Origin of the sequence: Streptomyces sp. SudanB25_2051, assembly GCF_964272635.1 — a bacterium.
In the GTDB taxonomy this organism is placed as follows: Bacteria; Actinomycetota; Actinomycetes; order Streptomycetales; family Streptomycetaceae; genus Streptomyces.
Map to the genome: position 1 here is coordinate 5,240,342 of NZ_OZ186787.1, position 18,501 is coordinate 5,258,842.

General features: G+C 75.5%; 8 protein-coding genes. 4 read left to right on the forward strand and 4 right to left on the reverse strand.

Annotation, left to right across the window (positions count from 1 at the left end; translation table 11 throughout):
• Positions 1 to 18: 18 nt before the first annotated feature.
• Both ACSUPT_RS23245 and ACSUPT_RS23250 read left to right on the forward strand, forming a co-directional pair.
• A complete protein-coding gene (locus tag ACSUPT_RS23245) occupies positions 19 to 7,884 on the forward strand; it encodes an amino acid adenylation domain-containing protein (RefSeq protein WP_436945424.1) in 7,866 nt (2,621 codons plus the stop codon).
• Between the two features lie 156 nt (positions 7,885 to 8,040).
• Complete coding sequence (locus ACSUPT_RS23250; protein ID WP_351968054.1) at positions 8,041 to 8,250, forward strand: MbtH family protein; 210 nt, start codon at positions 8,041 to 8,043, stop codon at positions 8,248 to 8,250.
• Between the two features lie 75 nt (positions 8,251 to 8,325).
• On the opposite strand, the gene ACSUPT_RS23255 is transcribed toward ACSUPT_RS23250, so the two are convergent.
• Both ACSUPT_RS23255 and ACSUPT_RS23260 read right to left on the reverse strand, forming a co-directional pair.
• Positions 8,326 to 10,866: an ABC transporter permease gene (locus tag ACSUPT_RS23255; protein WP_436945425.1), complete on the reverse strand. Its 2,541-nt coding sequence runs from the start codon at positions 10,864 to 10,866 to the stop codon at positions 8,326 to 8,328.
• Between the two features lie 2 nt (positions 10,867 to 10,868).
• Positions 10,869 to 11,615: an ABC transporter ATP-binding protein gene (locus ACSUPT_RS23260; RefSeq protein WP_351968052.1), complete on the reverse strand. Its 747-nt coding sequence runs from the start codon at positions 11,613 to 11,615 to the stop codon at positions 10,869 to 10,871.
• Between the two features lie 414 nt (positions 11,616 to 12,029).
• Between ACSUPT_RS23260 and ACSUPT_RS23265 the strand changes: the two genes are divergently transcribed.
• Together ACSUPT_RS23265 and ACSUPT_RS23270 are read left to right on the forward strand one after the other, a co-directional pair.
• Entirely contained in the window at positions 12,030 to 12,971 is a 942-nt protein-coding gene (locus ACSUPT_RS23265) for a sensor histidine kinase (protein WP_351968051.1), read from the forward strand.
• Complete coding sequence (locus tag ACSUPT_RS23270; protein WP_351968050.1) at positions 12,959 to 13,603, forward strand: response regulator transcription factor; 645 nt, start codon at positions 12,959 to 12,961, stop codon at positions 13,601 to 13,603. The genes ACSUPT_RS23265 and ACSUPT_RS23270 overlap by 13 nt, the downstream gene beginning before the upstream one ends.
• A 237-nt stretch (positions 13,604 to 13,840) precedes the next feature.
• On the opposite strand, the gene ACSUPT_RS23275 is transcribed toward ACSUPT_RS23270, so the two are convergent.
• Positions 13,841 to 17,422 carry an AfsR/SARP family transcriptional regulator gene (locus tag ACSUPT_RS23275; protein WP_436945426.1) on the reverse strand — a complete coding sequence of 1,194 codons (3,582 nt, stop codon included), beginning with the start codon at positions 17,420 to 17,422 and terminating at the stop codon, positions 13,841 to 13,843.
• A gap of 50 nt (positions 17,423 to 17,472) precedes the next feature.
• On the reverse strand, positions 17,473 to 18,462 hold the full coding sequence (locus tag ACSUPT_RS23280) for an ArsR/SmtB family transcription factor (RefSeq protein ID WP_436945427.1): 990 nt from the start codon (positions 18,460 to 18,462) through the stop codon (positions 17,473 to 17,475).
• Between the last annotated feature and the right edge of the window lie 39 nt (positions 18,463 to 18,501).

Consider the following 18,501-nt stretch of genomic DNA (forward strand, 5'->3'; position numbering starts at 1 on the left):
CCCTCGGAGGACAGCGCGATGACCCTCGACCGCAAGGAGCGGCTGAAGCAGGAGATGCTTCGCCGACTGGCGGCGCAGCAGGCCCGCAAGGACCGCGACAGGATCGCCCGCGTGCCCCGGGACGGCGAGCTGCCGCTGTCGTACGCCCAGCAGCGGCTGTGGTTCCTCGACCGGCTGGAGCCGGGCCGGGCGGACTACAACTCCGGGATCTGCCTGGAACTGCGCGGCGACCTCGACGCCGGGGCGCTGCGCCGCGCCTGCGCCGCCCTCGTCGTGCGCCACGAGTCGCTGCGGACCACCTTCCACGAGAAGGACGGGCAGGGCGTGCAGCGCGTGCGCCCGCCGCGGGAGGCGGAGGACGCCTTCACCTTCGAGTACGCCGAGGTACGCGACGACGCCCCGGCGCCGGAGGACGCCGGTGCGCGCGACGGCGCGGAACCGGGCGGTGACGCGCTCGCCGCCGCGCTGCGCGAGCGCCACCACCGGCCCTTCGACCTCGCCTCCGGGCCGCTGCTGCGGGTCCACGCGCTGCGGACCGGCGAGCGCCGCCACGTACTGCTGATGACGATGCACCACATCGTCACCGACGGCTGGTCCATGGGACTGCTCCGCTCCGAGCTCGACGTGCTGTACCGGGCGGCCCTGGAGCAGCCCGCCGCGCCCGCCGCCGCGCTGCCCGCCGCCGCGGGTCTCGCCGAACCGGCCGTGCAGTACGCCGACTACGCGGTGTGGCAGCGCGAACGGCTCAGCGGCGAGCGCTACGAGCGGTCACTGGAGCACTGGCGGACCCGGCTCGCCGGGGCCGAGCCCCTGGACCTGCCCACCGACCGGCCGCGCCCGCCGGTGCGCGGCACGGGCGGCGGCGCGCACACCTTCCGCGTCCCCCGGGCCACGGCCGACGCGATGCGGCAGGCCGCTGACGAGCGGGGCGCCAACCTCTTCATGGTGCTCGTCGCCGGCGTCCGGCTGGTGCTGTCCCGCTGGACCCGCTCCGACGACGTGGTCGTCGGCACGGTCGTGGCCGGCCGGGACGACCCGCGGCTGCGCGACACGGTCGGCTTCTTCGTCAACACCGTGGCCCTGCGCGGCCGGGTGGACGAGACCGGGACCTTCGGGCAGCTGCTCGACGACGTCAAGGACGGCGTGCTGGCCGACCTCGACCACGCCGACGTGCCCTTCGACGCCGTCGTGGACGCCGTACTGGACGAACGGGACAGCTCCACACCGCCGCTGGTGCAGGCCACCGTGGTCCTCCAAAACCTGGACAGCGGGCAGGGCACCGGCCTCGGCGACTTGCGGGTCGCACCGCACCCGCTGCGGCGCGAACACGCCGTCTTCGACCTGACCTTCGAATTCATGGAGACCGCCGACGGCCTCGACGCCCGGATCGAGTACACCACCGAACTGTTCGACCCGGACACGGTCGCCCGGCTCGGCCGCGACCTGTGCGCCGCGCTCGGCGCGGCCGCCGACCCCCGGCCGCTGCGGGACACCGAACCGCTCGGCGCCGACGGCCGCGCCCGCGCGCTGGAAGCCGGCCGGGGCGCGGCGGGCCCGGTGCCGCGCACCCTCGGCGACCTCCTCGCCGAGCGGGCGGCGCGGCACCCCGACGACCTCGCCGTCGTCTCCGACCGCGAAGAGCTCACCTTCGCCGCGCTCACCGACCGCGCCGCCCGCTTCGCCGCGTACCTGCTGCGGCGCGGACTGCGGCGCGGCGAGTCCGTCGGCGTGTGCCTGGAACGGGGCGCGGACCAGGTGGCCGCGCTGCTCGGCATCATGCAGGCCGGCGGCGTCTACCTGCCGCTGGACCCCGGCTATCCGGCCGAGCGCCTCGCGTACGTCGTCGCCGACTCCGGGGTGCGTACCGTCCTCACCCACACCGACACCGCCGCGGTCCTCCCCGACACGGTCGAGCGGATACGCGTCGACCAGGTACGCGACGAGATCCTCGCGTGCGAGCCCGCGCCGCACCTCGCCGCGGTCGAGGACGCCGCGTACATGATCTACACCTCCGGCTCCACCGGCCGGCCCAAGGGCGTCCTGGTCGGCCACCGCGGCATCGCGGCGCTGGCCCGGGCCCAGGGCACCCGGATGGACGTGGGACCGGGCACGCGGATGCTGCAGTTCGCCTCGCCCGCCTTCGACGCGGCGATCGCCGAGCTGACCGTGGCGCTGCTGAACGGCGCCACCGCCGTGGTGCTCCCGCGGGAGCAGTTGCGCAGCGAGGGACTCGTACGGGCGCTCGACGCGTACGGCATCACCCATGTGACGCTGCCGCCCGCGCTGCTGCCCAGCCTCACCCCGGACGACCTGCGGCCGCTGCGGGCGCTGCTGGTGGCGGGCGAGGCCACCCCCGGCGAGCTCGTCGCGGAGTTCTCCGCGGGGCGCGCGATGTACAACGGGTACGGGCCCACCGAGGCCACCGTGTGCGCCACCATGAGCGCCCCGCTGTCCGGCGCCGCCACCCCGCCGATCGGCACCCCCATCGACGGCACCCGCGTGTACGTCCTGGACCGCTGGCTGCGGCCCGTCGGAACGGGCGTGCCCGGAGAGCTGTACATCGCCGGCGACGGCGTCGCGTACGGCTACTGGCAGCGGACCGCCCTCACGGCGGAACGGTTCGTCGCCGACCCGTTCGGCCCGGCGGGCTCCCGCATGTACCGCAGCGGCGACGTGGTGCGCCGGCGCGCCGACGGCGCGCTGGAGTTCATCGGCCGCGCGGACGGCCAGGTGAAGATCCGCGGCCACCGCATCGAACCCGGCGAGGTGGAGGGCACGCTGCTGCGGCTGCCCGGCGTCGCGCAGGCCGTCGTGGACGTGCAGGCGAGAGGAGGCGACCGAAGACTCGTCGCGTACGCCGTACCGGCCGAGCCCGGCGCGCTCACCCCGCAGTGGCTGCGCGAACAGCTGGCCGCGGCCCTGCCCGACCACCTGGTGCCGTCCGCGTTCTGCCTGCTCGACGCGATCCCCCTGACCGGCAACGGCAAGGTCGACCGCAAGGCCCTGCCCGCCGTCGACTGGGCCAGCCAGTCGGGCGCCGGGCACGTACCGCCGTCCACGCCCACCGAGACCGCGCTCGCCCGGATCTGGGCGGAGCTGCTCGACCTGGACGACCCGGGCGTGCACGACAACTTCTTCCGCGTCGGCGGCGACTCCGTCGGCAGCGTGCGGATGCTGTCGCGCGCCGCCGACGAGCTCGGCGTACGGCTGCCCGCCCGCAGCGTCTTCGACCACCCGACGATCGCCGGGCTCGCCGCCCTGCTGGACGCCGCCGCCGGCACCGCCGCCACGGACCCGGACGGCGCCCGGATCACCCCCGTCCCCCGCGACGAGCCGCTGCCGCTGTCCTACGCGCAGCGCCGCCTGTGGTTCCTCGACGACTTCGAACCGGGCGGCTCCGAGTACAACTCCGGCGCCGCGCTCCGCCTCACCGGCCCCCTCGACGAGGCGGCGCTGCGCGGCGCCGTCGACGCGCTGGTCCACCGGCACGAGTCGCTGCGCACCGTCTTCGCCGCCCACGACGGCAGCCCCGTCCAGATCGTCCGCCCCGCCGCGCCCGTACCGCTGCCGCTCGCCGACCTGACCGGCGCCTCCCCGGCGGAACTCGACGCGCTGCTCGCCACCGAGGTCCAGCGCCCCTTCGCCCTGGACGAGGGCCCGCTGCTGCGCCTCCTGCTCGTGCGGCTCGGCGCGCGGGAGCACGTCCTGCTGCTGTGCATCCACCACATCGTCACCGACGCCTGGTCGATGTCCCTGATCACCCGCGAGCTCGGCGCCCTCTACTCGGCGGCGCTGGACAACCCGGGCACCGCCGCCGCGGAGCTCCCCGCACGGGCCGGGCTCGACGCGCTGCCGCTCCAGTACGCGGACTTCGCCGCCTGGCAGAGCCGCAGGGAATCCTCGCCGGCCTTCCGCGACTCCCTCGACCACTGGACCCGCCTGCTGGCCGGCGCCGAGCCGCTGGAGCTGCCCACCGACCGGCCGCGCCCCACCGTGCGCGGCACCGCCGGCGCGGTGCACGACTTCGCCGTCCCCGCCGACGTCGTGGACGGCCTGCACCGGCTCGGCGCGGCCCACGGCACCACCCTCTTCATGACGCTCACCGCCGCCGTGCAGCTGCTGCTGTCCCGGTGGACCGGGCAGAGCGACATCACCGTCGGCACGGTCACCTCCGGGCGGGAACGCGCCGAACTGGAGAACATCGTCGGGTTCTTCGTCAACACCGTCGCGCTGCGCACCCGCGTCGACGAGTCCGCGACCGTCGCCGGGCTGCTCGCCCGGGTCCGCGAAACCGTCCTCGACGCCTTCGGACACGCCGACGTGCCCTTCGACCGGGTCGTGGAGGCCGTCGCGCCCGAACGCGACCCGTCGCGGCCCACCCTCGTCCAGGCGGTCGTCGCGCTGCAGAACGCGCCGGGCGCCGCCCCGCGCCTCGACGGCCTGGCCATCGCCGACCACCCCCTCGTCCGCGAACACGCCCTGTTCGACCTCAGCCTGGACTTCGGCGAGGTCGACGGCCGGCTGCTCGGCGCGCTGGAGTACAACACCGACCTCTTCGACCCCGGCACCGCCGCCCGCTTCGCCGAGCAGCTCGTGGAGCTGCTGCGGCTGCTGGCCGAGGACGACGCCCGCACCCTGCGCGACCTCCTCCCGCTGCCCGGCGCCACCCGCCGCGAGCTGCTCGCCGCCGCGTCCGGGCCCGACCTGGAGCCGGGCGGCGGCCACCCCCTGCGCGCGCTGGCCGCCACCGCCGCCGCCCATCCGGAGCGGCCCGCGCTGACCGCCGGGGACGTCACGCTCTCCTTCGGGGAGCTCGACGCCCGCGTCAACCGGCTGGCCCGCCGCCTCATCGCCTCCGGCGCCGGGCCCGGTGACCGCGTCGCCCTCGTCCTGCCGCGCACGGCCGACATCGTGACCGCCGTGTTCGCCTGCCTGCGCGCCGGGGCCGCCTACGTGCCCGTCGACCCGTCCCACCCGGACGAACGCATCCGCACGATCATCGGCCAGGCCGCCCCCCACAGCGTGCTCACCGTCGAGGCCAGCGCCACCGCCCTGCGCGAACTGCTCGGCCCCGGCGTGCGGGTGACCGCCCTGGACGGCGAGACGGCCGCCGCCCTCGCGTCGGGCGACGCCTCCCCGCCCGACGACACCGAACGGACCCGGCCCCTCACCGACGCCCACCCGGCCTACGTGATGTACACCTCCGGCTCCACCGGCACCCCCAAGGGCGTCGTCGTCAGCCACGGCAACCTGCGCGCCATGATCGACGGCTACCGGGCCGTCGTCCTCGACGCGCTGCCCGACCCGGAGCGGCCCCGCCGCGCCGCGCACATCGCCGCCTTCTCCTTCGACGCCTCCTGGGACCCCCTCGTGTGGCTGATCCACGGCCACCACCTGCACCTCGTGGACGAGCGGACCCGGCTGGACGCCGAGGAGCTGTGCCGCGCCCTGCACGACTGGCGCGTCGACTACTTCGACGCGACGCCCTCGTACCTCACCCAGCTCGTCGCGGCCGGACTCCTCGACGAGGGCGGCCACCGGCCGCAGGTCGTCACCGTCGGCGCGGAGGCGCTGGACGAGGCGCTGCTCGCCCGGCTGCGCGAGGCCGGCGTGGCCACCGGCTACAACTTCTACGGCCCCACCGAGAACACCGTGAACAGCGTGTACTGGCCCATCAGGGAAGGCGGACGGCCGCTGATCGGCCGCCCCATGCCGGGGGTGCGCGCCCACGTGCTGGACGCCTGCCTGCGGCCGGTGCCCGTCGGGGTCCACGGGGAGCTGTACCTGGGCGGCGCGGGTGTCGCCCAGGGGTACGCCGGCCGGCCCGACCTGACCGCGGAGCGCTTCGTCGCCGACCCGTTCGGCCCGCCCGGCAGTCGCCTCTACCGGACCGGCGACGTGGTGCGCTGGACCCCGGACCACGAGCTGGAGTTCATCGGCCGCGCCGACAACCAGGTCAAGATCCGCGGATTCCGGATCGAGCTCGGCGAGATCGAGGCCGTCCTCGCCGCGGTGCCCGGAGTACGCCACGCCGCGGCCGTCGTACGCGAGGACTCGCCCGGCGTGCGCCGCCTGGTCGCCTACGTGGTGGCCGACGGCGTCCAGGCCCGCGACATCAGGGCGGCGGCCTCCGCTTCCCTGCCCGAGTACATGATCCCCGCCGCCGTGGTGCTCCTGGACGAACTGCCGCTGAACGCCAACGGCAAACTGGACCGCAAGGCCCTGCCGAAGCCGTCCCACGACGCCCTGGCCGGCGCCGCGTACGTCGAACCGCGCACGGCGACGGAACGCGCCCTCGCCGCCGTCTGGGCCGAGCTGCTCGGCGTCGAACGCGTCGGCGCCGAGGACAACTTCTTCGAGCTCGGCGGCGACTCCATCCTGAGCATCCAGCTGGTGTCCCGCGCCCGCAAGGCCGGGCTCGTCCTGACCTCGAAGGACGTCTTCGTACGGCAGACCGTGGCCGGGCTCGCCGCCGCCATCGACGCGGACGCGCACCCGGGCGGCCCCGGCGGGACGGCCGCCGAACAGGGCACCGTCACGGGACGGGTGCCGTTCACGCCCGTGCAGAGCTGGTTCCTGGACACCCACCCCGAGGCGCCCGGCCACTTCGACATGACGCTGCTCGTCGAACTGGACGAGGCCGTCGACCTCGCGCTGCTGCCGCGGGCCGTCGCCGCCCTCCTGGAGCAGCACGACATGCTCAGACTGCGCGTCACCCGGCAGGACGACGGCTGGACCCAGACGATCGTGCCGAGCGAGGACACGGACCGCGTCTGGCGGGTGGTGGACGCGTCCGCGCTGGACGACGACGCCCTCGACGCGGCGGTACGCGAGCGGGCCCACCGCCCGCGCCCCGCCGGACGGCTGGCGTCCGGCCCGCTGTTCGAGGTGGTCGCCTTCGACCGCGGCACCACCCGCCCGGCACGGCTGCTGCTCACCGCCCACCACCTGGTCGTCGACGGCGTGACCTGGCGGGTGCTCCTGGAGGCCCTCGCCGCCGCCTACCAGCAGGCCGCGGCCGGGAAGCGGCCCGACCTGGGCGCCAAGTCGACCTCCTTCCAGCAGTGGGCGACCCGGCTCGCGGAGTTCACCCGCGACGGCGGCTTCGACGACGAGGCCGCTCACTGGGCGGGCGTCGTCGACGGCGCGCCGGCCGGGGTGCCGCTGGACCACCCGGGCGGCGACAACACCGTCGCCTCGCAGGAGACGGTCGTCTCCGCACTGTCGGAGGAGCACACCCGGCTGCTGCTGCAGCGGGTGCCGGGCGCCTTCCGCAGCCGCGTCAACGACGTGCTGCTCGCCGCGCTGGGCCGTGCCCTGGAGCGGTGGACCGGCTCGTCCCGGGTGCTGGTGGAGCTGGAGGGCCACGGCCGCGAGGAGCTGTTCGACGACTTGGACCTCTCCCGTACGGCCGGCTGGTTCACCACCATCCACCCGGTCGTCCTCGACCTGCCGGGCGACGCGGACTGGCGCCGTACCGTCTCGGCCGTCAAGCGCCAGCTGCGCCGCGTGCCCCGCAACGGCATCGGCTTCGGCGCCCTCGCCCACCTGGGCACGCGGGAGCAGCGGGCCGCGCTGCGGGACCTGCCGATGGTGCCGGTCTCCTTCAACTACCTGGGCCAGTTCGGCGGCCAGGGCGGCCGGGACGGCTTCTACCGCCGCTTCCTGCCGAGCCCCGGAGGCGACCACGCGCCCGCGGAGCTGCGCACCAACATCCTGGACGTGACGGGCAGCGTGTCCGGCGACCGGATGGAGTTCTCCTGGACGTACTCGGCGGCGCTGCACCGGCGCGAGACCGTCGAGCGGCTCGCGCGGGCCTTCGGCGAAGGGCTGCGCGAGATCGCGGAGGCCGCCGCACCGGGCGGCGGCCCCGCCGGCGCGTAGACCGGCCCGCGGACCGGCACGGTCCGCCCGCCGGCGCCGGGCCCGCCGGCACCCCCTTCGCCGGTGCCGGACGCCCCCGGCACCGGCCCGCCCCCACGAGACCCCGTGGCAACCAGACCCCGCACAACGCGGATGGGACGCACGAAAGGAAAGACCATGAGCAACCCCTTCGAGGACGAGAACGCCACCTACCTGGTGCTGGTCAACGACGAGGGCCAGCACTCCCTGTGGCCGTCCTTCGCCGAGGTCCCGGCCGGGTGGGAGACCGTCCTGCCCGAGACCTCGCGCGCCGAGGCCGTCGAGTACATCAACACCCACTGGACCGACATGCGCCCCAAGAGCCTCATCGAGGCGATGGGCGCCTGATCCGCACGGAGCGCGAGGAGCGGGGCCCCGGCCGACCGGCCGGGGCCCCGCTCCGTACTGCACGCTCCCGCCCCGCTACTCGCGGACCCCGATGGCCTCGACCGGCTTGGCGCGCAGGGCGAGCCGCACCGGCAGCATCGTCGACACCATGCCGAGCACCACCGTCCCGGCGACCACCGACACGTAGACCAGCGGCGAGCCGGCGGGCATCGGACGGCCCAGGAAGCCGGCGCTCAGCGCCGCGAGCGGCAGCACGGCCATGGCGGTGCCCAGCAGGACCGCGAGGGCGCACATCAGCAGGGACTCCCAGCGCACCGTGCGGATCACCTGGCGGCGCGTCATGCCGATCAGCCGCATCAGGGCGAACTCGCGGGAACGTGCCGCGGTCGCGACGACCAGGGTGTTGACGACGGCGATGGCGATGTAGGCCAGGATCATCGCCAGGCCCGCCAGATTGACCCAGGCGGCGAGCGTGGCCTCCTCCCGCACCCCGGCGGAGAAGCCGTCCCCGTCCTTCACGGACAGCGCGGGATACTCCTCTGCCAGCGCGCGCAGCGCGGACCCGACGGCCGCGCGGTCGCCGCCGTCACGCACCCGCACCAGCAGCTGCCCGGGCGAGCGGGCCGTGGTGTGCCCGGCCAGCACCTCCTCGGGGACCGTCATCTCACCGAAGCCCATGGCCCGTTCGTACGTCGCCACCAGCTTGAGCCGTACCGGCGTGCCGTCACCGAGGCGCAGCTCCACCCGGTCGCCGACCGACTTGCCGAGCAGCCCGGCCTGGCTGTCCTCCATCGCCAGGGTCCCGCCCCGCAGATCCGCGATGTCGCCGTCGACGACGCCGAGGTCGATGGTCCGGGGCAGCTTCTCCGGGGTGACCCCGCGCAGCGAGAACCCGGCGAGCTCCTTGTCCTCGAAGACGGAGACCGTCAGGAACGCCTTGGACGTGGACACCGCGGTGGCCACCTCCACGTCCGGCACGGCGCGGACCCGTTCGACGACCCGCGGGGCCAGCCCGCCCGAACCGCCGTCGGCCACCACGTAGTCGGCGCCGAGCCCCTCCTCCACCTGCCGGCCGGCCACCGCCGACATGGTGGTCTGGGTGTAGACGAGGGTCACGCTGAAGCCGATGGCGAGCACCAGCGGCATCACCGCCGAGCTCAACCGGCCCGCCGCCGTGGCGCTGTTGGACCCGGCGAGGAAGCCGCTGACCCGGCTCGCCCGCAGCGGCAGCGCGACCACGGCGACCAGCGCGCGCACCACCAGCGGACCCAGCAGGGCCAGCCCCGCCAGGCCGAACAGGGCCGCGCTGCCGGCCCCGGCCGCGCCGAGCTCGCTGCGCACCACCAGCGGCATCAGCGCCGCGAGGGTGCCGGCGCCGAGGAGGACCAGACCGAGCAGGACCCGCCAGGCGGGCAGCCGGCGGCGCTCCACGGCCGCCTCGCCGAACGCGTCGACCGGATTGATCCTCGCCGGCCGGTGCGCGGCGATCAGACCGGCCACGAGGGCGGTGGCGGCGCTGAGGAACAGCGCCGCCACCATCGGCGCGGGACCGACGACCAAGGGGAGATCGTCGGGGATCGCGCCGAACCCGGCGAACAGGCCGCGCAGGAGCTCCGCGACGGCCGCGCCGGGAGCACAGCCCAGGACACCGGCGACGACGGCGACCAGCAGCGCCTCGGACAGGACCAGCTTGTAGACCTGCCGGGGGGTGGAGCCGATGGCGCGCAGCACCGCGAACTCCCGGCGCCGCTGGTTGACCGAGAGCCCGAGGGTGCCCGCGACCACGAACATCGCGACGAAGGCCGCCATGCCGCCGAAGGAGGTCGCCACCAGCAGCAGCAGTCCGCTGGAGGCGCCGACGTCCGGGAACTCCAGCCTGCTCCGGTCGTTGCCGGTGTGGGCGGCGGTGCCGGGGACCGCGCCCTCGATGCGGTCGGCCAGCTCCGCGGGGTCGGCACCGTCCGCGGCGAGCACACCGACGGCGTCGAAGGCGCCGGGGCGGCCGGACAGCCGGGCCGCCGTGTCGGTGGTGAAGAACACCGCGCCCTGGCGCGCCAGTTCGCCGCCGCCCGCCGGAGCGGCGATCCCGGACACCCGGTACTCGGCGGGTACGGACTCGACGACCACCCGCACCCGGTCCCCGACGCGGACCCCGGCGGCCCCGGCGGTGGCGGAGTCCAGCACCACGTCGCCGGCGGACGCGGGCGCCCGGCCCCCGGTCAGCCGGAACGGGCCGAGGACCGCGCTGTCCCACCCGTGCCCGTACAGCGGCCCGGTGTCCGCGCCGGGCAGGACGGCCGCGAAGCTGTACTCGCCGACGGCGCGCCGCACTCCGGGCACGCCCGCCACCGCCCGCAGGGCGGCCTCCTTCAGCCGGGCCCGCTCGGGCAGCGTCTCCCGGACCGTGAAGTCGCCGCCCGGGATCCGCAGCGTCTGGTCGCCGCCGACCACCACCGGGGCACCCGCGTACCGCTCGGGCGGCACCGACGTGCGCAGCCCCGACTCGACGAGGATCCCGGACGCGGCGATCACCGCCGTCCCGCAGAACAGCGCCACGAAGGCGCCGAGGAACGCCGCCTTGCGGGCGCGCAGCGTCTTCCACGCGATCTCGAACACGGTCACCTGCCCCCGAGGTGCGTCATGCGCTCGGCGACCGCCTCCGCCGTGGGGGAGTCCATGCGCTCGACGAGGCGGCCGTCGGCGAGGAAGAGCACACTGTGCGCGTACGAGGCGGCGACGGGGTCATGGGTGACCATCAGCACCGTCTGCCCCAGATGGTGCACCAACTCCTGGAAGAGACCGAGCACTTCCTGCCCGGTACGGGAGTCGAGGGCACCGGTCGGCTCGTCCGCCATGATGATGTCGGGGCGGCTGATCAGCGCCCGGGCGATCGCCACCCGCTGCTGCTGGCCACCGGACAGCTCGGACGGCCGGTGGCCCATCCGCGCGGTGATCCCCACCCGGCCGGCGACCTCCTCCAGCCAGCCCCGGTCCAGGGACGCGCCGCTGAGCCGCAGCGGCATGGTGATGTTGTCCTTCACCGTCAACGAGGGCAGCAGGTTGTACGCCTGGAAGACGAACCCGATCCGGTCCCGCCGTAACCGGGTCAGCGCCGTCTCGCGCAGACCCGACAGCGGAACACCGCCCAGCCAGACCTCGCCGCCGCTGGGCCGGTCCAGACCGGCGGCGCAGTGCAGAAATGTGCTCTTGCCGGAACCGGAAGGGCCCATTACCGCGGTGAAGGTGCCCCGCGCAAGCTCTACGGAAATACCCCGGAGGGCTTGCACCGCATTACTGCGGGAGCCATAATGCTTGGTCACGTCACGCAGGACCAGGGCAGGCGCGCCGGGCGCGCTGGAATTCACGGAACCATCGGACAAGAGGAACCCCCGCTCGGAATGACGCCGGGACGCTATCACGACGCCGCGAACGCGGACAATGCAGACCTGAATACACCCGAAGAGGTGGACTCAGCTATACCAACGAGGCGGGAGGCGACCGCCGTTCTGCGGAGAAGGTTCCACGAAGCCCGGCCCGAGATCCGCTATCTGGCCGCCGCGGCGCGATCGGCCGCACACTCCTGGGCGGCGCTCCCCTTACTCGTTTCCGCCTGCGTGATATCCGTGCTCGGGGTGCGCACCCATTTCGTGCCCGCGCTGCTGGAACGGTCGGGAAGAAATCGGGCCCGGGATCTCGACGCCGGATTCTCGGTATTCGCCCGCAGAAAAGTACCCGCGCCGGAGGGTATCCAACCGGAGCCCGGTGAGGAATTGGCCCGGGTGCGGCGGGAGCTCGGCCGGGCGGTCGTCAACGCGCTGGCCGGGCTGCTGGCGGGCGTCTTCCTGCTCGTGCCGGTGCTCAGCGCCGCCGTCGCCCTCACCGTCCCGCTCTGGTGGTGGCTGCTCCCGCCGCACATCGTGCTCAATCCCGCCTTCTTCGACGTCCGCGACTGGCCCACCGCGCTCCTCACCCCGCTGGCCGCCGTCGTCCACCTGGCCGTCCTGGTGCTCCTCGCCCCGCCGCTGGCCCTGCTGCACGCCCGCGTCACCGTCCGCCGGGTGACCTCGGGGGGCAGGGCCCGCCTCGCCCACCGGCTCGCGGAGGTCACCACCTCACGCGCCGAGGCGCTGGAGGCCCACGCCTCGGAACTGCGCCGCATCGAACGCGCCCTGCACGACTCCACCCAGAACCGGCTGGTCGCCGTACGGCTCCACCTGGGCGTCATCGAACGCCTCCTGGACACCGACCCGGCCAAGGCCCGCGAGCTGATCGCGGTCACCCAGTCCGCCGCGGAGGAGGCGCTCGCGGAGCTGAGGAACGTCGTACGCAGCATCTACCCGCCCGTGCTCGCCGACCGCGGCCTGGCCGGCGCGGTCTCCGCGCTCGCCCTGCGCTGCCCCCTGCCCTGCGACCTGGAGATCGGCGAACTGGCCCGCGCCCCCGCCGCCGTGGAGGTGGCCGCCTACCACGTCGTCGCCGAGTCGCTGACCAACGCCGTGAAACACAGCGGCGCGTCCCGCGTCCGTGTGACCATGGGAACCGAGGGGGAGGTCCTCCACGTCACCGTGACCGACGACGGCCGGGGCGGCGCCGAGGAGTCCCGCGGCAGCGGACTGGCCGGCATCAGGGGCCGGGTAGCGGCCTTCGACGGAACGACCAAGGTGTCCAGCCCGCCGGGCGGGCCCACGACCATCCGGGTGGAACTGCCGTGCGCGTGCTGATCGTCGAGGACGACGCCCTGCTGAGGGCCGGGCTCGAACTGCTGCTGGGGACCGAGGGCATGACCGTCGTCGGGGCGGTGGACCGCGCCGACGAACTGCCCGCCCTCGTCCGGGACCTGGCTCCCGACGCGGTGGTCCTCGACGTACGGCTGCCGCCCACCTACCGCGACGAGGGTCTGCGGGCGGCGGCCGAACTGCGCCGCGAACGCCCCGGCTTCCCCGTGCTCGTGCTGTCCGCGCACGTCGAGGACAACTACGCGACGGAGCTCCTCGGCGACGACGCGAGCGGGATCGGCTACCTGCTGAAGGACCGGGTGGGCAACGTCGCCGAGTTCATGGCGGCGCTCCACCGCGTCCACTCCGGCGGCACGGTCATGGACCCGGAGGTGATCTCCCAGCTGCTCGGCAGGCGCCACGCGCAGGACCCGCTGCGGCAGCTGACCCCGCGCGAACGCGAGGTCCTCGGACTGATGGCCGAGGGACACGACAACGGCCGGATCTGCGAACTGCTCGGCCTGTCGGTGCCCGCGGTGAGCAAGCACATCAAGAACATCTTCACCAAGCTCGGCCTGCCCGCGTCGGGCACCGGCCACCGCAGGGTCCTGGCGGTCCTCGCCTTCCTCAACCGCTGACGGCCGAGCCGGAAACGCCCCCCCCGGGACCGGTGCGCCGGCGCACACACCGCGCCGCACCGGCCGACCCGGGAGCGCCGCACCGGCGGGCCCGGGAGCCGTGCCGCACCGGCCGGCCCGGGAGCGCCGGACCGGCCGGCCCGGGAGCGCCGAACTGGCCGACCCGGGAGCGCTGGACCGGCCAGCCCGGGAGCGCTGGACCGGCCGGCCCGGGAGCCGCGCCGGACCGGCCGCAGGTCAGACCGCGCCTTCGAGCTCCCGTACCGCGGCCTCGGGGGAGAGGCGCTCGCCCTCGGCGCGCAGCCGGCGGAACTCCTCCCCGCCCAGCCGCGACGCCAGCCGGGCGCTGAGCACCCGCACATCGGGGCTGCCCAGATCCGCCAGCCCCCGCAGCGCCGCCGCGCAGCCCAGCAGCCGCGCGGCCACCGCCGGCCGGTCCTCGTCCAGGGCCACCGCCGCCAGGACCTCCGCGACCGTCGCCAGCACCCACATGTCGTTCAGCGGCACCGCGAGGCGCAGCGCGTCCGCCGCCGCCGACCTGGCCGCCGCCACCCCCTCGGCGCCCCGCGACAGCTCCAGCGCCGCAGCCCGCCGCAACACCTCGACGCGCAGGAACTCCCGGTCGAAGACCGCCTCGTCGAGCAGCCGCAGCGCCCGCTCCAGCCGCTCCGCGGCGATCGACGGCTGCCCGCGCCGGGTGGCGAGCTCGGCCAGCCCGGCCGCCACCAGCACCTCGTACTCGGGCATCGCGCACCGCGGCCCGCGCAGCGCCTGCCGGAAGCTGACCTCCGCCGCGTCGTGCTCCCCGGACCGCAACTGCTCGATGCCCAGCCGTATCCGGATCTGCGCGATGGCGTCGGCCGACCCCACCGCCTCGATCGCCGCCCGCGCCTCCCGCAGCAGCGCCAGCGCCCCCGCCGCGTCCCCCCGCAGGGAGGTGAACCGGGACAGCATGCAGGTGAGCTGCCCCGTGGACCACTGGTCGCCCAGTGCGCGGAACTCCTCGAGGGCCGCGCGCAGATGCCGCTCGCCCGCGCCGACGTCGCCCGCGGTCTCCGCCGCGAAGCCCAGGGCCGCGCGGCCGGACGCCCGCGCCCAGGCGTCCGGATGGCCCAGGGCCCGCCGGGCGGCGCGCTCCATCTCCTCGTGCTCACCCGCCAGCAGCCAGCACTTGGGTTCGAGCAGGGCCAGCAGCGGATGCTCCGCCATGACGTCGGCGTCACGGGCCCGCCGGGCCGCGTCGGCGATGCCCCGGTCGCGCCCCTCGCCGTCCAGGTCCTGCCCGGCGGGCGCGGGGAGCAGCAGCCGCAGCATGGCGAAGAGGGACGCCGCGCCCTCCGGCACCCGCCGCCCGAAGCGCAGCAGTTCGGCGCACCTGCCGTTGGCCTCGGTGTAGTGGCCGCGCATCACCCAGTACCAGCTCATCGCCAGGCCCAGCCGTACCGCGGTGTCGACGTCCTCCCGGTCCACGGCCCGTCGCAGGGCCAGCAGGACGTTGTCGTGGTCGGCGTCGAGCCGGGCGATCCAGCGGGGCTGGTCCGCGCCGCGCAGCCCCTCGGCGGCCCGCTCGGCGAGCGCCAGGAAGTGCCGGGTGCAGGCGGCCTCGGCCGACTCGCGCTCCCCGGCCTGCGCGAGGCGCTCCGCGCAGTACGCCCGGGTCGTCTCCGGCATGCGGTAGCGCATCTCGCCGCCCTCGACCTCCCACAGGTGCAGCAGGGACTTGTCGACGAGCGACGACAGGACGTACGGGACGTCGTCCTCGGCCAGGCCGGCGCCCGCGCCGACGGCGGCGGCCGCGTCCTGGGTGACGCCGTTGCCGGCCGCGGAGAGCCGCCGGGCCAGGGCCCGTTCGGGCTCGGTGAGCAGCTCCCAGCTCCAGTCCATGGTGGCGCGCAGGGTGCGGTGCCGGGCCGCGGAGGTGCTGTTGCCGACCGTCAGCAGCCGGAAGCGGTCGTCGAGCCGCTCGGTGATCTGCTGGACGGACATCGACCTGAGCCGGGCGGCGGCGAGCTCGATCGCCAGCGGCAGCCCGTCGAGCTTGCGGCAGATCTCCACGACACGGGCCGTGTTGGCCGGGGTGAGGGTGAAGCCGGGCCGCACCAGCGCGGCGCGGTCGCAGAACAGCTCGACCGCGGTGGAGTGCCCGGCCTCGTCCTCGGAGGCCGGAAGGCGCAGCGGGCCGACCCGGCACAGCGCCTCGCCGTTGACCATCAGCGGTTCGCGGCTGGTGGCGAGGAGCAGCAGCCGCGGGCAGGCGGCCAGCAGGTCGGCGGCGAACCGGGACACCGGGGCGATCAGGTGCTCGCAGTTGTCGAGGACCAGCAGGACGCGCCGCGCCGACAGGAACGCCGTCAGCTGGTCGAAGCGGCTCCGGCCCGGCTGCGGCTGCTCCAGCAGGGAGGTGCCGGGCAGGCCGAGGGCCCGCGCGACGGTGTCGGGCAGTTCGTCGCCGCCGCCGAGCCCGCCGAGCTCCACCAGGCACACCAGGTCGGCGGTGCCGGAGTCGGCGCGGGCGGCGAACTCGGTGGCGAGCCGGGTCTTGCCGACCCCGCCGGGCCCGTACAGCGTGACGAGCCGGGAGCCGCGCAGGGAGTCCGCCAGCCGCTGGAGCTCACCGTCGCGCCCGACGAAGCGGGTGAGCGGGCTGGGCAGGCCCCGCTTGCCCGCGGGCGGGAAAGCGCCGGACAGCGCGTCGGCGGCCGGTACCGCCGCACCGGCACCTCCACCCGGCCCGGACAGGGCTCCGCCACCCGGCCCGGACACGGCACCGGCGGCCGGCCCGGACACGGCTCCGCCACCCGGCCCGGACACGGCACCTCCACCCGGCCCGGACAGGGCTCCGCCACCCGGCCCGGACACGGCACCGGCGGCCGGCCCGGAGAGCGGTGCGGTGGCCGGCGGTGAGGGGTGCCCGTCACCGGGCCGCGGCGCGGTGTCCGCGCCCGGCCGGGGTCCAGGGCCGGCGCCCGGCCGGGGCGCGGCGCCGCCGGCCGGCCGCGCGGCATCGCCCCGCGCCCGGGGCGCCCCGGGAAGGCCACCGTGCGGGCCGGGGGGCGCGGGGCTCCGGCGGGCGCCGTCGTGGAGCGCCTCCGCGTGGATGCGCCGCAGCTCGGCCGAGGGTACGGCGCCCAGCGCGTCGGCCAGCGCGACCCGCAGCCGCTCGTACGCGGCGAGCGCGTCGGCGGGGCTGCCCGACAACTGCAGGGCGCGCATCAGCAGTCCGGTGGCGCGCTCCCGCAGCGGGTGCGTCGCCGTCAGGCCGTACAGCTCGGCGAGGAGTTCGGGGGCGCCGCCCAGCGCGAGCCGGGCCTCGATGTGGTCCTCCACGGCGGCGAGCCGCAGTTCCTCCAGACGGGCCGCGGCGCGGCTGGCGAACCCCGTGTCGGCGAACTCGGGCAGGGCCGCCCCGCGCCAGAGCGACAGGGCCTCCCGCAGCACGGGCACGGCCTGCGCGGGCGCGCCCGCCCGCAGCAGCCGACGGCCTTGCGCCGCCAGCCTCTCGAACCGGTGGGCGTCCACGTCGGCGGGCCCGACGTTCAGCGTGTAGCCGCCCGGCCCCGAGATCACGTGGGTGTCGCCGTGACCGGCCTGGTCGAGGGTGCGGCGGGCCCGGGAGACCAGCCGGTGCAGTGCGTTGACCCCGCCCGCGGCGGGCGGGTCGTCCTCCCACAGGTCGGCGATGAGGGTGCCGGTGGGGACGAGTTCGGCGGGGTTGAGCGCGAGCCGGGCGATCAGCAGGCCGACGCGCCGGCCGCCCGGTGAGATCGCCCGCCCGTCACGGGCGCGCAGTCCGAGTGGACCCAGAAGCAGTAAGCGCACGGTCGCCGCTCTCTTGGCACATCTCCCGGAAATTCCTCACGATTATCATCTCACGCGACGAGCTCCTTCGCCTGGGTTCCCTCCGCACGCCGGTCCGCGCAGTCCCGGCACCACGGACGGGCGGGCTCCGGAGGGGAGTTCAGCATGAGCGCCCCGAGCGCGGTCACCTCGTGGAGCACACTGCCGCCGTTGCGCGTCGTGGAGACCAGCCCGGAGCCGCGCAGGACCGATGTGTGCTCGCTGGCCGTGGTGGCCGATATCCGCAGCGCCGCGCTGAGTTCGCTGGTCGACTGGGGCCGCGTCAGCCGCTCCAGCACCGCCGCCCGGGTCCGTCCCAGCAGCTGCGGCAGCGGCTTGGCGGGCCGCTGCGTGTCCTTCACGAGCGCCGTCGACGCCAGCCCGTGCGGGCACACCGGGAAGACGAGGATGTGCGCCGGCGGGCCGGGCCGGCGCTCGGCCGCGCCGCCTTCGGCGGCCCCCTCCCGCCAGGTGTACAGCCGGGGGGTGCCGCTGAGGAACGCCGACGGCACCAGCTTCAGCCCCTGGCCGTCGAGGAACACCTCGCGGTCCGTGCCGTCGTCGACGGTCAGCGTGCCCGCCTCCCACTTGGCGTTGTACTGCAGCCGTTCCAGGGTCGCCGCCAGGCCCAGCCGCGCCACCATGTCCGAGTAGCACAGGCGGGTCTCGTCGAGCATCTCGCGCAGGCTCGTCCGGTAGGGCAGGAGGCACGCCTTCTGGAACTCGGCCAGCGCCGCCAGCGCCCGTCGCGTGTCCGGCGCGAGCTCCGCGTCCCGGTCCGGGGCGGGCCGCGCCAGCAGGAAGGGCAGCAGCTCATCCCGCAGCCGCAGCGCGTGCTGGAGCCCCGGGTGGCGGCAGGGCTGCGCCGCCATCCAGGCGCGCGCGTGCGAGACCCAACGGCCCACGCCCCGGCTCTGCCGCGCTAATCGCTCCAGGTGGCCGAGCGCGAACAGTGCCTCCGCCCCGGGGCGGGCCATGGGCTCCATATGGGTTCTGGCGATGTCCTCGTGAGTGAAGTGCACGGTCAACACCACGTCCTCCTGCCCTGCTTTCGCCGGCCA

Excerpts from the sequence above, each read along its gene's own strand:
- ACSUPT_RS23245 (WP_436945424.1), top strand. The coding sequence starts at position 19 with ATGACCCTCGACCGCAAGGAGCGGCTGAAGCAGGAGATGCTTCGCCGA.
- ACSUPT_RS23250 (WP_351968054.1), top strand. The coding sequence starts at position 8,041 with ATGAGCAACCCCTTCGAGGACGAGAACGCCACCTACCTGGTGCTGGTC.